11 protein-coding genes and 1 riboswitch are annotated in these 13921 nt (G+C 37.8%); of the genes, 2 read left to right on the plus strand and 9 right to left on the minus strand.

The features are described from left to right. Nucleotides 1-17: 17 nt before the first annotated feature. From hslO to EO127_RS01365, 6 genes are all read right to left on the minus strand, one after another. Nucleotides 18-890, minus strand: a complete 873-nt coding sequence (gene hslO / locus EO127_RS01340; RefSeq protein WP_127447693.1) for an Hsp33 family molecular chaperone HslO — start codon at nt 888-890, stop codon at nt 18-20. A 14-nt stretch (nt 891-904) separates the two neighbouring features. Then, on the minus strand, nt 905-1369 hold the full coding sequence (gene ribE / locus EO127_RS01345) for a 6,7-dimethyl-8-ribityllumazine synthase (protein WP_127447694.1): 465 nt from the start codon (nt 1367-1369) through the stop codon (nt 905-907). A gap of 72 nt (nt 1370-1441) precedes the next feature. Continuing rightward, nucleotides 1442-2638 carry a bifunctional 3,4-dihydroxy-2-butanone-4-phosphate synthase/GTP cyclohydrolase II gene (locus tag EO127_RS01350; RefSeq protein ID WP_127447695.1) on the minus strand — a complete coding sequence of 399 codons (1197 nt, stop codon included), beginning with the start codon at nt 2636-2638 and terminating at the stop codon, nt 1442-1444. 14 nt (nt 2639-2652) lie between these two features. After that, nucleotides 2653-3306, minus strand: coding sequence for a riboflavin synthase (locus EO127_RS01355; RefSeq protein ID WP_127447696.1), 654 nt, complete (start codon nt 3304-3306; stop codon nt 2653-2655). Next, nucleotides 3287-4417 carry a bifunctional diaminohydroxyphosphoribosylaminopyrimidine deaminase/5-amino-6-(5-phosphoribosylamino)uracil reductase RibD gene (gene ribD, locus EO127_RS01360; protein ID WP_127448054.1) on the minus strand — a complete coding sequence of 377 codons (1131 nt, stop codon included), beginning with the start codon at nt 4415-4417 and terminating at the stop codon, nt 3287-3289. Before ribD ends, EO127_RS01355 begins: the two co-directional genes overlap by 20 nt. A gap of 95 nt (nt 4418-4512) precedes the next feature. Further along, nucleotides 4513-4643, minus strand: a riboswitch (FMN riboswitch). A gap of 134 nt (nt 4644-4777) precedes the next feature. Continuing rightward, entirely contained in the window at nt 4778-7594 is a 2817-nt protein-coding gene (locus EO127_RS01365) for an FAD-binding and (Fe-S)-binding domain-containing protein (protein ID WP_127447697.1), read from the minus strand. Nucleotides 7595-7819: 225 nt separating this feature from the next. On the opposite strand from EO127_RS01365, the gene EO127_RS01370 reads away from it, so the two are divergent. Then, entirely contained in the window at nt 7820-8314 is a 495-nt protein-coding gene (locus EO127_RS01370) for an S-adenosylmethionine decarboxylase family protein (protein ID WP_127068727.1), read from the plus strand. Between the two features lie 142 nt (nt 8315-8456). Here EO127_RS01370 and EO127_RS01375 read toward each other — a convergent pair whose 3' ends face one another. The 3 genes from EO127_RS01375 to EO127_RS01385 are packed head-to-tail and all read right to left on the minus strand — an operon-like array spanning nt 8457 to nt 12896. Next, the gene (locus tag EO127_RS01375; protein WP_009354146.1) at nt 8457-8936 is read right to left on the minus strand and encodes a dCMP deaminase family protein; all 480 of its coding nucleotides are present in this window, start codon (nt 8934-8936) and stop codon (nt 8457-8459) included. 12 nt (nt 8937-8948) lie between these two features. Then, nucleotides 8949-11417: a leucine--tRNA ligase gene (gene leuS / locus EO127_RS01380; protein WP_127447698.1), complete on the minus strand. Its 2469-nt coding sequence runs from the start codon at nt 11415-11417 to the stop codon at nt 8949-8951. Between the two features lie 51 nt (nt 11418-11468). Then, nucleotides 11469-12896: a glycosyl hydrolase family 18 protein gene (locus tag EO127_RS01385; RefSeq protein WP_164742246.1), complete on the minus strand. Its 1428-nt coding sequence runs from the start codon at nt 12894-12896 to the stop codon at nt 11469-11471. A gap of 137 nt (nt 12897-13033) precedes the next feature. Here EO127_RS01385 and lgt point away from each other — a divergent pair, with 137 nt between their 5' ends. Then, on the plus strand, nt 13034-13846 hold the full coding sequence (gene lgt, locus EO127_RS01390; RefSeq protein ID WP_127447699.1) for a prolipoprotein diacylglyceryl transferase: 813 nt from the start codon (nt 13034-13036) through the stop codon (nt 13844-13846). Nucleotides 13847-13921 lie beyond the last annotated feature (75 nt).

Here is a 13921-nt window from a genome sequence, read left to right on the forward strand (position 1 = left end):
CATAGAAACAAGTAGTATTAATGTGTTTCTTCGATTAATAAAGTTTGCATATCTTCCTTAGAAAAATGATATTTCTCATTGCAATAATGACAGGTTAATTCTGTCACTTCATCTTGGGCTAGTTCTTGTTTATCATGCATTGGTAAGCTTGCTAAGCGATCAAAAAATCGCTCTCGACTACAAGGACATGCAAAATGAATACGCTCACTATAGACCTCTTGTACAGTAAATCCATCCAAAATACGTTCCATCAAGTGTTCCGCATTAGGATTTGCTTTCAAATAATTAGTCACAGGTCCAATGGTTTTCAGATTTGCTTCAATTTTGTCAAACGCATCATTCGTTACATCTGGTAAAGCTTGTACTAAAAAACCACCTGCTACAATTGTATGGTAATCTGGATCCACTAGTACACCCAAACTAAGAACAGAACCTACTTGCTCAGACATAGCTAGATAATAAGCTAAATCTTCCGCCACTTCGCCTGTTTGGATAGGGCTTTGGGAGGTATAGTTCTGACGTAGTTTAGTAAACCGAGTCACTTGAACTTCTCCATTACGACCTACAGCGGCCCCTACATCGAGTTTCCCTTCTCGCAATAAAGGTACATCTACATGCGGATGGTCCACATATCCTCGTACAGTATTATTACTAAATGCATCCACATGAACTATGCCTAACGGTCCATCGCCACGCAATCGGATACTTACATTTTCATCATTTTTAAAATCACTAGCCATTAGCATAGCCCCAGTCATTGTACGACCAAGAGCAGCAGTTGCCACAGGCCACAAATCATGGCGAACTCTCGCCTCTTCTACGGTATCAGTGGTTACGGCAATAGATAGACGCAACCCTTCTGCTGTTGTATAACGTTTAATAAAATCCACGGATATCCTTCTTTCTACATAGATTCCAATAGATTAATCATTTCGATAGCACCCATAGCGCAATCAAAACCTTTATTACCAGCTTTTGTACCAGCACGTTCGATAGCTTGTTCAATGTTTTCTGTTGTTACTACACCGAACATAACAGGTACGCCAGAATCTAAAGACACATGGGCAATACCTTTTGCTACTTCATTACACACATAATCATAATGAGTTGTGGCACCACGAATAACAGCGCCTAAACAAATAACAGCATCATATTTACCACTTTTTGCCGCTTTTTGAGCAATCAAAGGAATTTCAAACGCACCTGGTACCCAAATAGTAGTAATGTCGCTATCTTGTACATCATGACGTAGTAATGCATCTTTTGCACCCCTAATTAATTTAGATGTGATGAACTCATTAAAACGAGAACCGATAATAGCAAATTTCTTACCTGTACCTATTAATTTACCTTCTTGAATCATTGTCATTCTCCTCTATTTATAGTAGACATATTTAGACCTGAGCGCTCCATACGCTAGGTATTACTTTCATACATTGTATTACAGCATATGACGCATTTTTTCTTTTTTTGTATTTAAATATTTTGCATTAATACTATTTGCTTTAATAACGATAGGAACACGCTTGGATACAGTAATACCCCAACGTTCTAAATCCTCTTTCTTTTCAGGATTGTTTGTTAATAGCTTAACACTTTTCACATCTAATTCGCGCAACATTTGTGCTGCCAAAGAGTATTCACGCATATCAGGAGGGAATCCTAACTTCACATTAGCTTCTACTGTATCGTAACCTTGATCCTGTAATGTATAGGCTTTAATTTTATTCGTTAACCCAATGCCACGTCCTTCTTGACGCATGTAGATAACGATGCCTTCTCCTTGCTCTTCAATGCATCGCAACGCATTTTCCAATTGTTCCCCACAGTCACAACGATGAGAACCGAACACATCGCCGGTCAAACATTCGGAATGAATGCGCATTAACACGTCAGATTTACCACGCACATCACCTTTTACAATCATAAGATGTTCTTTATGGTCCACTTCATTTTTAAATATAATGATGCGGAAATCACCGTATTTCGTAGGTAATTTCGTTTCTGCTGCAATACTCACCAATTTATCGTGACGTTTTCTGTATTCTATCAAGGCTTCCACAGAGGCAATCTTTAAATTATGTTTTTTACTAAAAGCCAATAAATCATCCATACGGGACATATAGCCTTCATCATTGGTAATTTCACAAATTGCTGCCGCAGGATATAATCCAGCTAGTTTACAAAGGTCAATAGACGCTTCTGTATGACCTTGGCGCACTAGTACTCCACCTTCTTTATAACGCAATGGAAATACGTGTCCAGGACGTCTAAAATCCTCTGGTTTTGCATTTGGATCAATGAGCTTTTGCATCGTTACAGCACGCTCTTCTGGAGAAATACCTGTGGTAGTGTCCACATGGTCTACTGACACAGTGAATGCTGTTTCATGATTATCCGTATTCCTTTCTACCATTTGAGGAATACCAAGTCGTAGCAAATCACGCTCCAACATCGGTGTACACAGTAAACCTCGAGCCTCTTTGATAATAAAATTAATGCTTTCACGAGTAGCAAATTCAGCCGCCAATACTAAATCACCTTCGTTTTCGCGACTTTCATCATCTACAATAATCACAGGCTTACCTGCTTTTAAGTCTTCAATTACTTCTTCAATAGAGTTTAATGTATAGGACATGAGTATCATCCTTTCTATAAAAAGCCGTTACGCACCAAAGTATCCATCGTTACTGTACTAGTATTACTAGATTCCTGATGAGTTCCTTTCATAAAGTGCTCGATATAACGGCCAAAAATATCTGTTTCTAAGTTCACTGTAGTGCCAATCGTAGCATATTGCAAAATAGTGTTTCCAATTGTATGAGGAATAATTGAAATTTCAAACCATCCAGTTCCCACCTTGGAAACGGTCAAACTAGCTCCATCCACAGTGATAGATCCTTTGTATATGACATAGTGTAGAATAGCATCATCGGTAGCAATACGAAACACAATGGAATTACCCACATGTTCTTTACCGATGATCTTACCTTGACCGTCTACATGGCCTGCCACAACATGGCCACCGAAACGACCATTGGCAGCCATAGCTCGTTCTAAGTTGACTTTACTTCCTGTGGAAAGATTGAGCAATGTTGTCATGTTCACAGACTCTGGCATCACATCTGCTGTAAATCTCTGGGTTCCAATGGTAGTTGCGGTTAAACACACGCCATTTACTGCTACAGAATCACCAATTCTTAAGTCATCGAAAATGACAGTTCCTGCAATTTCAAGGGTAAGTGAGCTTTGGGAACGTTTTACACTCTGTATGGTACCTATTTCTTCAATGATCCCCGTAAACATAAACGCCTTCTCTTCCTTTTCGATAACTAATTATCTTCATATTATCACCAACAGCCATCACTTCATCAATGTCTAGTTGCACTGCTTCGTCCAAGCTAGAAAATCCTAAACCACCTACAGCTGGTGTTGCGCCAATACCGCCAATAATACGATTTCCAATATAGGTTACCAGTTTATCAAAAGATTTTGTCTCTACAAAACTAGCCACCACTTGGCTACCGCCCTCAATGAGCAAACTCATGCATTGGCGAGCGCCTAGCTCTTCTAAAATAAAAGAAATATCTAAGCCTCTTTCATTTGATGGTGTCACAATAACTTCTGCGCCTTTATCACTGAAAGCACCCATTTGTTCTAGCCCACACTCTTCGCCAACAAATATTGTTATATTGCGATTAGGTACTGTCCAAATAGTCGCATCTAATGGCGTTCGACCTTGGGAGTCTAGAATAAATAGATGTGGTTGTTTTTCTATTGTTTCTTGTGGAAGACGACAACTTAGCAATGGATCATCCGCTATAATTGTGCCTACGCCCACTAACATAGCATCTACCTCTTTACGAATACGATGTCCATCAATTCTTGCTTCTTCGTTGGTAATCCATTTTGATTCGCCACTAGCGGTAGCAATCTTTCCATCCATAGACATGGCAGATTTTAAAATCACGAAGGGCTTACCTGTTTTAATGTATGTAATAAATGCTTCATTCATTTCCACACATTGCCGTTCTAAGACGCCAATCTCCACTTCTATACCAGCTTCTCGTAGCATCTCTAATCCTTTACCCGCTACTAATGGATTTGGATCAATCATACCAATGACAACACGAGTAATACCAGCGGCAATAACCCTCTTCGCACAGGGCGGTGTTTTTCCATAATGTGAACATGGTTCAAGCGTTACATACAAGGTAGCTCCTCTGGCATCCATACCAGCTTGATGCAAAGCATATACCTCTGCATGAGGTTCCCCTGCTTTTTGATGATACCCTTCACCAATGATGCGACCATCTTTTACAATGATAGCCCCTACCATCGGATTCGGAGATGTACATCCTCTTGCTTTTTCTGCTAATTCAATCGCTTTTGCCATATATTTTTCATCAGTTGTCATATGTGTCATGGCTCACCTCTACACAAAAAAGGGACTATATACATAGTCCCTTTAGCATTCCAAATATTTGATAGCTTACACAATAGCTATCAATATACTGTCTTTTCCCATCCAGACTTTACTGTCGGTTCCGGAATATTACCGGATCTGCTCTCAAGAGCTTGCGGACTATTATACCGCCGGTCAGGAATTGAGGTTTCCCTCGCACCTTGCCTCAAAGACTTATGTATTTGATTGTAGTTCTTATCTTTATAAGATGAGTTTATTGTATCATAGATTACTTAATATAGCAATGAAAGAAGAAAAGCAACCCCCAAAAGGACTGCTTTTCTTTTCATTGTATACGGTTGTAATAGATAGTTATTTAGAACATGCATCTAATAGGTATGCAATACCAATAAATGGAATGCCTGCACGTTCTCCTAAACCAATTTCACAGGTAGAGCTAGAGCTTACTCCTAATGTTGCTCCGTACTCTTTCACTTCATCTCCCAAATCCCGTGTAGCGGAATGGTTCAATTCAGGTGTGAAGAAACCTTTTTGCCCTGCAAAACCACAGCATGCAAAGGATTTAATATTGAATACTTCATCAGTACATGCTCGTGCAATAAGTTCAATATATTGTTCCTTACCAGCTTTTTTGATTTTACATTGTTTATGTACGATAACACGTTCTTTACATTTCATAATCTCTAATTTAGGAACAATATGTGTGTACAAGAACTCAGATATATCAAGGATTGTAACTGATTTAATGTGTTTAAACGCATGAGAGAAACATGCAGAATGATCAATGACAACTGGATACACTCCACCACAGCTTGCTTCTAATAAAGCATTTTCTAAATCGCGCAAAGCACGTTTATCAATATCTTCATAGTTTTCAAAGCTCAAACCACAGCATAGATTTTCAATATGGCGTGGATAGATCACGTTATACCCTGCTTTTTTACATAAGTTTTCCATTACTTGTTGTAAGCTACGAGTATCTTTTTGTCCTTGATTTGGTTTAAATGCACGGTTTGCACAGGTACTAAAATATACAACATTATCATTGCCTACTGTATTTCGTTGGTTCTTCAATGTATGACGGTTTGCTTTTGGCAATGTTGTTGGTGCATATGGTGTAATTCCCGTTAATTCATGAGCACCTTTTGTAATTTTAGAAATCAGCTTATTCGTAATTACTTTGCCTGCTGCACCACCTAATGTCACACCCATGCGAGCTGCTGCTAAAGTAGCTGGGAAATTGTCATAAATCGCTTCTGCAATGCCATGACCTTTTGCCGTTACTTTACGAACAGATAAAGCAATTTGTGCAGTATCAATACCTAACGGACATAACATGGAACACATGGAACATGCTGCACATGTATCCACACCATAATACTGGTATCCCTCAGCTAATGCATCAGCTTCAGCATGTTTACCTTCTTGACGAAGACGAGTCTCTTCACGCACTAAAGAAATACGTTGACGAGGTGTCAATGTTAAGTTTTTAGATGGACAGTTCTTTTCACAGAAACCACATTCAATACACATATTGAACAATGGATCGATAGCTGCCATGGCTTTTAAATTCTTTTTATATACATCTGGATCATCAGTAATAATAACATCCGGATTAATCAAATACGTAGGGTCAAATAATTCTTTGATGCGGCGGTTAACTTGGTAAGCTTTAACACCCCACTCTAGTTCTACAAATGGCGCTACCATACGACCTGTACCATGTTCAGCTTTAATACTACCTTCTACAGCTGCTACACGCTCTGCCATTTCTTTCACAAGACCACTGAAATTATCACGTTCTCTAGGGTCATTCAAATCTGGGGTGATAATAAAGTGAACATTACCACTTAAAGCATGTCCAAAGATAATGCCGTTATCCATAAAGTCATAGGTACGAAATAATTCTGTAATAATTCCAATACCTTTAACGAAATCTTCAATTTTAAAGCATACGTCCTCTGTGATTACAGTAGAACCAGATTTACGTTGTCCTGCAGCAATTGGTAATAAGCCTTTGCGGATATACCACCATGAATTATATTCTGCTGGATCTGTAGAATATAAGCTTGGAATAATCGTAGGAATATCTTTTAATTGGTCTTTAATATATTCCACTTGTTCCGCCAATTCTTGTTCGTTATTGCTTTCAGATTGGAATAGAATACAGCTAGTACCCTCTAGTACACCGCGCACAAAATCAGGTACTTGCTCTAATTTTTGTACACTTTTTAAGCTGAGATAGTCCATCATTTCAGCGGATACTACATATTTACGTCCCATATTCGCTAATGTTACAACAGCCCGAGATGCATCGGATAACTCTTTGTAGAATACAAGACCACAGGCTTTGAATTTTTTATCTTCTACTGTGTTGTACACCACTTCAGATACAAAGCCTAATGTGCCTTCAGAACCGATAAAGATATGATTTAAAATATCCACAATATCTTCAAAGTCAACTAAGGTATTAATGGAGTATCCTGTTGTATTTTTAATTTTAAATTTACGTTGAATTAATTCTACTAATTCTGGATCATCAAAAATCCATTTACGTAAATCTAGTAATCCTTTTACAAGGTCAGCGCGAGAGTTCATGAAAGCTTGTACACTAGCTGGATCACTAGTATCTAAAATCGTACCATCCACTAATACAACACGTACAGATTTTACTGTTTGATAGGAGTTTTCTACAGTACCACAACACATGCCTGAAGAGTTATTATTGAAAATCCCCCCTACTAAAGCACTCGCAATAGTAGCTGGATCTGGGCCAATTTTGCGGCCATAAGGAGCTAACTTTTCGTTCGCGTCGGCCCCAATAACGCCACAATCGCAACGTAATGCTTTACCTCCGTCTAATACTTCCATTCGTTTAAAGCCATCATTAGCAACCACTAATACATGTTCACTAGAACATTGTCCAGATAAAGATGTACCTGCTGCTCTAAAAGTCACTGGTGTACCATATTGATTTGCTAAAGCTAAAATACGAATCACTTCTGATTCATTATTAACTTTCACCACCACTTGTGGTACATAGGAATAACAAGAAGCATCTACACCATAGGCATAGCGGTGTAAAAAATCTGTAAATACTCGTTCAGGGCATACAGCCTGCGCTTCCGTAGAAAAAGAAGCAAAATCGTAACGTAACGGTGCTTTCATAATAGGACCTCCTAGCATTACCTTATGTAGTATCATTCACAAATTTGAACAACTCGTTCAAAAGGGCATAGCTCTCTATGTCTTATCTATAGCTTACCATAGTAGTAGAGTTTAGTAAATTCTATAATTAATTTTTATAATTAGTACTATTACAAAAAAGTATAACAAATTTACAAAATTAAAATTATCTTATATAATAGACTATGAATGAAAGTAGGTGAAAACATGCACGTTTTAGGTGAGCACGTCTTAATTGATTTATATTCTTGTATTGATGAAAAAATAGAATCTCCTGCTGTCTTACAAGATGCTATTGTAAATGCCTTAGCAATTACCAATCAATGTGTTGAAGAAATTGATTGCCAAATTTTAGAAGATGAAATCTTCTTGGTAGCTGTATCTCATCATTGCCATGTAATTCTTCATGCGTATCCTCAATTAGGCTATGTAGCAGCAGATGTATATACATTTGAAAAATCTGTAGAACCAAAAGTAATTATGAAAGAATTGCAACGATCTGTGGGTTCTGAAAAGGTAAAAGCCACAAGTATTCGTCGTGGTGACTTCGGTAATGAAAGAGATATGAAGCCTCGTAAACAGTCTTCTCTAACTGCTATGGGTAGAGTCACACGTACTCGTACACGATTGACAAAAACTGGTAAAAACATTACTTCCAAGGGCGTAAAAGCCATCAAAAAAGTAATGGGTAATAACAATTAAATATCGAACATATAAACGGCTAGTCCCTAATAGGAGCTAGCCGTTCTTTTGTTCGATATTATACTAAACACATATAAAAAGCTGAACCTAGGAATCAATTCCACAAGTTCAGCCTTATTATATACATATGTAGTCAAATTAATTACAGTTGTAACGATAATTGTCTACCGCTTGGTTCATAAGCCGTAATCGTTACTCCCGCAGTTTGAAACAATCGCTTTGATGCTTGCACTTCTCGTGTATCTTTATAATCATCACGCCAATAAATGACTTCTTTAATCCCACTTTGAATGATAGCTTTGGCACATTCATTACAAGGGAATAAAGTAACATAGATTTTACTGCCCTCTAAAGAACCACCACGATAATTTAATATGGCATTCAATTCACTATGAACGATATAAAAGTATTTATTGTCTTCTTCTCGATTACGATTCCAAGAGAAATCATCATCATCACAACCTAAGGGCATACCATTGTATCCGATAGATAAAATTTTATTATCATCACTTACAATGCAAGCTCCTACTTGGGTATTAGGATCTTTAGAGCGTTGCCCTGCTAACATGGCAACACCCATAAAGTATTCATCCCAGCTAATATAGTCCTTACGTTTTTCCATAGGAACCTCGTTTTATTTGACTACAATATTAATTAATTTTTTAGGTACTACAATTACTTTCACAACCGTTTTACCTTCTGTAAACTCTTGTACACGTGGTAATGCTTTTGCAGCGGCTTCTAGTTCTTCTTTAGATAAAGAAACAGATACTGTCAATTTATCACGTACTTTACCATTTACTTGCACTGCCACTTCTACCTCATCTACTACTAAAGCAGATTCTTCATACGTCGGCCAAGATGCAGCATGTACAGAACCTTCAAATCCACATTCATGCCAGATTTCTTCTGTAATATGTGGTACAAATGGAGCAAGCAATAATGTTAACTTTTCAACTAGTTCTTTCGCTAACTCACTTTGTACTGTATCATGACTATCTTTAAATTGGTACATTGCATTTACCAATTCCATAACAGTACTGATGGCAGTGTTAAAATTGAATTTACCATCTAAGTCTTCTGTTACTTTTTTGATGGCACGGTGCAATTCACGGCGTAATGCAGTTTCATCTTTAGATAAGCTATCATGATGTCCAGAGGCACCTAATTGTTGGTATGTATCGATAATACGCCATACACGACCTAAGAAACGATAGGAACCTTCTACCCCTTGATCGCTCCAATCCAAATCACGATCTACTGGTGCTGCAAATAAAATAAATAAACGAGCTGTATCTGCACCGTATTTGGCAATAATTTCTTCTGGAGATACTACATTGCCTTTGGATTTAGACATTTTAGAGCCTTCTTTTAACACCATACCTTGTGTTAACAAAGCTTTGAAAGGTTCATTTACTTCTACTAAACCAATATCATGCAATACTTTGACAAAGAAACGGGCATATAATAAATGCAAAATCGCATGTTCAATACCACCAATATATTGGTCTACATTCATCCAGTATTTCGCGATTTCCTTGTTGAACACTTCCTTATCATTGCGAGCGTCAGTGTAGCGTAAGAAATACCAAGAAGAATCAATAAATGTATCCATCGTATCGATTTCACGGCGAGCAGGACCACCACAGCATGGGCAGGTAGTGTTCAAGAAAGTTTCCGACGTTGCCAATGGAGAAATAGCACCACCATCAAAGGATACATCTTCTGGAAGTTTTACAGGCAATTGATCTTCTGGTACTAGTTGTTCTCCACATTTTTCACAATACACAACTGGGATTGGACATCCCCAGTAACGTTGACGGGAAATCAACCAGTCACGTAGACGGAAGTTTACAGTCTTACGACCTGTACCTTGTTCAGTGAAATAATCACCCAATGCTTGGCGTGCTCCTTCTGATGTTTTACCGCTGAAATCACCAGAGTTCACCAATACACCATCTTCTGTAAAGGCTTCGTCTAATGCTTGGAAATCTAAATCTTGGGCATTATTTTGAATTACCCAATTCACAGGTAAATCATATTTTTTCGCAAATGCATAGTCTCTTTCATCGTGAGCCGGAACACCCATAACAGCACCAGTACCATAGTCAGCTAATACATAGTTAGCAATCCAAATTGGTACTTCTTTGCCCGTAATAGGATGTGTTGCATAAGAACCTGTGAACATACCTACTTTTTCTGCTTCTGTAGAAGTACGTTCAATATCACTTTGGTTGCGCAATGTTTCAATGAAAGCTTCTAATTCCGCTTTATTAGCAGCATCTTGAATCAATTCTTTTACATATGGATGCTCAGGAGCTAATACCACATAGGACACACCAAATAAAGTATCCACACGTGTTGTATACACTTCAAAGGTTTTATCAATTTTAGGCACATGGAATGCAAATTGTGTACCTTCACTACGACCAATCCAGTTGCGTTGCATTGCTTTTACACGATCTGGCCATTGATCTAATGTATCTAAATCTTCTAACAAACGATCGGCATAGTCAGTGATTTTTAAGAACCATTGTTTCAAGTCTTTTTTCACCACATCATTGTCACAGCGCCAACATTTCCCATCAATAACTTGTTCATTCGCCAATACAGTATGGTCGTGTTCACACCAGTTTACTTTCGCTTCTTTTTTGTATGCTAAGCCTTGCTTATAAAATTGTTGGAATAACCATTGTGTCCAGCGATAGTAATCTTCTTTACAAGTCGCAACTTCACGGCCCCAATCATAGGATAAGCCCAACTCTTTTTGTTGACGTGTCATATTGGCAATATTATCCAATGTCCAATCTTTTGGAGACACACCATGTTTAATGGCTGCATTTTCCGCAGGCATACCGAAGGCATCCCATCCCATTGGATGTAATACGTTAAATCCACGCATTTTTTTGAAACGCGCTACTACATCACCGATAGAATAGTTACGCACATGCCCCATATGTAAGTTACCAGATGGGTATGGGAACATTTCTAATACATAATATTTTTCTTTACTTGGGTCATATTCTGTTTTAAATACTCCAGACTCTTCCCAATATGTTTGCCATTTCTTTTCAATATCTTGCGCCACGTATTTTTCGTACATGCTATGCCTCCTCATTTGTATGTGTTAATACATTTAAGTATACTCCAAACTTTAGTCTTTAGGCAAAGACTTTTTTTCTTTCGTAACCTTTACGATGCCTGTTTCATCAGACTGTTTATGTGGTTTCTTAAATTTTAACACCACTTCTTTACCATCTTTAGAAATTTTTGTCACTTCTGAAGTATCTATATGTTTAGACTTTTTCTTCTTATCTTTCTTTTTTTCTTGTTTTTTTACTTCTTTTTTATGATCTTTTTTATCTGAATCCGCTTTCCCTTTTTCAGTGCTATTTGTAGTAGCACTATCTAGAGCAAAACTCAATACTGGCCATACATCGGAAGCTTCAAAACCTTTACGCCAAGCCGCTACTCCTGCAAGTTGGAATTCTTTTACAAGGCCCACTTTATAGCTTAAAGACTGTGGATCTTCAAACCAAATTTTTGTGAGTGTCCCTTCATATGGTTTCTTTTCATCATAGATACCATAGACGCCATTTTTATTCGTTAATGTTAAATAATTACCTTTTAAACGATCATCCCAACGCATCACATCTCTGTATTCACGTTCTAAATCCAACGCTTTGGTCATTGCTAAGGTTTTACTTTTTGCTTTTCCTTCCCAAGAACCTTTCACTGGTACAGACCATTCACGCATATAAAATGGAATACCCAATACGAGTTTTGATGCAGGCACTTCTGAAAGCATTTTCTCTGTATGCTTTCTCACCCATGGATAGGAAGCAACTGGTCCCGCTGTATCACTGGATGCCCACGTTTCATCATAAGCCATAAGCACCACATAATCTACTGCATCAGCATAGGCCTTACGGTCATACACTAAAGACCAGTTTTCACTATTAGAATACCCCGTTACATCAATAGAACTATGTAAGTTATAATCTCTCAATCCCTTAGCAAGAAAATCTACAAACTTAGTTAGCTGTGCTTTATCTTTATAGTGGACATTTTCAAAATCAAAATTATATCCATCATAACCATACTCTGTAGCATAATTAATAAGCCCTTGTTTATATCGTTCCCACATCGATTCATTCGCAAGGATTTTACTAGTCATGTCTGGATCGAATTGGTTTGTAATCAAAGGCCATACACGATATCCTTTTTCTTTATAACTATTCACGTAGTCATGAGATAGCTTAGGACTAGCTTTTAGACCGGACGTAGTCAATTCAAACCAACTTGGAGACATGATCGACGTGCCATTCTGTACATACTTTGTATCATAGGCCGTTTCTGATACTATGGGATCAAATACCATAGTAATCGGCAATGTAACTTCTTGTTTCTCTGGTACATGTAACATAGGACCTACGTATTGTGTAGGTGCTACTGCTGTTGTTGTATTGGAAAGTGCTGGAAAAGGAATATGGATTGTTGCCTCTGCCACTTGATAGGAAGCAAATAAACTCAAGGTTGATATTCCTAGCACCATATGTTTCATAAATTGTAAGTGTTTCATAAGCGCTCCTTTTAACCTTTCTATTATATCACATTCGGTCCATATATTGGGAACACTATACTATTTCTCTAAAATTTATGGTACACTACAAAGGTAGGAATATTAAAAATATATTTAGTAAAATATCAGGAGGTACTATGTATCAATATTTATTTTTCATCGGAGGCTTTCCTGTCAGAGCCTACGGATTACTACTTGCTTTAGGTATTATTAGTGCTGCTATTGTGGGCTACTTTATTATGAAAAAAGATGGCCGTGGTTGGGAAAAGCATATGGTGGATTTCACCATTACTGTCGCTATAGCTGGTATCATCGGTGCTCGACTATGGGATGTATTCTTCTTCGACTGGGGATACTATCACAATCACTTATTGGAAATCCCTTATGTGTGGCAAGGTGGTATGGCTATCCAAGGTGGCGTCTTATTAGGTGCCATTGCAGGGATTTATTATTTAAAGAAACAACAAGTAGATCCTTGGGCATTTGCTGATTTATTTGCACCAGCCCTAATGGTAGGTCAATCTGTAGGACGTATGGCGAATGTAATGAATGGTGATGCCTTTGGTCACCCTACCGGGGGAAACTTTGGTATTCTCTACCCAGAAACTACCTTGGCATACCGTACCTATGGTAATCAACCATTATGGCCTGCTGAAATTTGGGAAGGTCAAGTAGATATTATTTTGTTTGTTATCCTACTATTGGCTAATGTATTCCCTCATAAAAAAGGACAAATCTTCTGCTTATATGCCTTCTTGTATTCTGGCTTACGATTCTTCTTAGAATTCCTACGTGGAGATTATGTAAATCTAACATTAGGCTTTAAGTCAGCCCAGGTTACAAGCTTAATTGTAATGGCTGTGTCCTTTGGTATCTGGCTATACCTTCATTATAAAGGAACAACGGACACACATGTATTCCCTACAGGAAAAAGCAAAAAAGTAAAATAATAGATTCTATTATCTTCCAACACGTCGTGATAGACGTAACATCAATATAATCACATATCTATAAGAAATACAAAG

Origin of the sequence: Veillonella sp. 3310, from assembly GCF_003999875.1 — a bacterium.
Classification (GTDB): Bacteria; Bacillota; Negativicutes; order Veillonellales; family Veillonellaceae; genus F0422.

Excerpts from the sequence above, each read along its gene's own strand:
- ribE (WP_127447694.1), bottom strand. The coding sequence starts at position 1,369 with ATGACAATGATTCAAGAAGGTAAATTAATAGGTACAGGTAAGAAATTT.
- EO127_RS01350 (WP_127447695.1), bottom strand. The coding sequence starts at position 2,638 with ATGTCCTATACATTAAACTCTATTGAAGAAGTAATTGAAGACTTAAAA.
- EO127_RS01355 (WP_127447696.1), bottom strand. The coding sequence starts at position 3,306 with ATGTTTACGGGGATCATTGAAGAAATAGGTACCATACAGAGTGTAAAA.
- ribD (WP_127448054.1), bottom strand. The coding sequence starts at position 4,417 with ATGACAACTGATGAAAAATATATGGCAAAAGCGATTGAATTAGCAGAA.
- EO127_RS01365 (WP_127447697.1), bottom strand. The coding sequence starts at position 7,594 with ATGAAAGCACCGTTACGTTACGATTTTGCTTCTTTTTCTACGGAAGCG.
- EO127_RS01370 (WP_127068727.1), top strand. The coding sequence starts at position 7,820 with ATGCACGTTTTAGGTGAGCACGTCTTAATTGATTTATATTCTTGTATT.
- EO127_RS01375 (WP_009354146.1), bottom strand. The coding sequence starts at position 8,936 with ATGGAAAAACGTAAGGACTATATTAGCTGGGATGAATACTTTATGGGT.
- leuS (WP_127447698.1), bottom strand. The coding sequence starts at position 11,417 with ATGTACGAAAAATACGTGGCGCAAGATATTGAAAAGAAATGGCAAACA.
- EO127_RS01385 (WP_164742246.1), bottom strand. The coding sequence starts at position 12,896 with ATGAAACACTTACAATTTATGAAACATATGGTGCTAGGAATATCAACC.
- lgt (WP_127447699.1), top strand. The coding sequence starts at position 13,034 with ATGTATCAATATTTATTTTTCATCGGAGGCTTTCCTGTCAGAGCCTAC.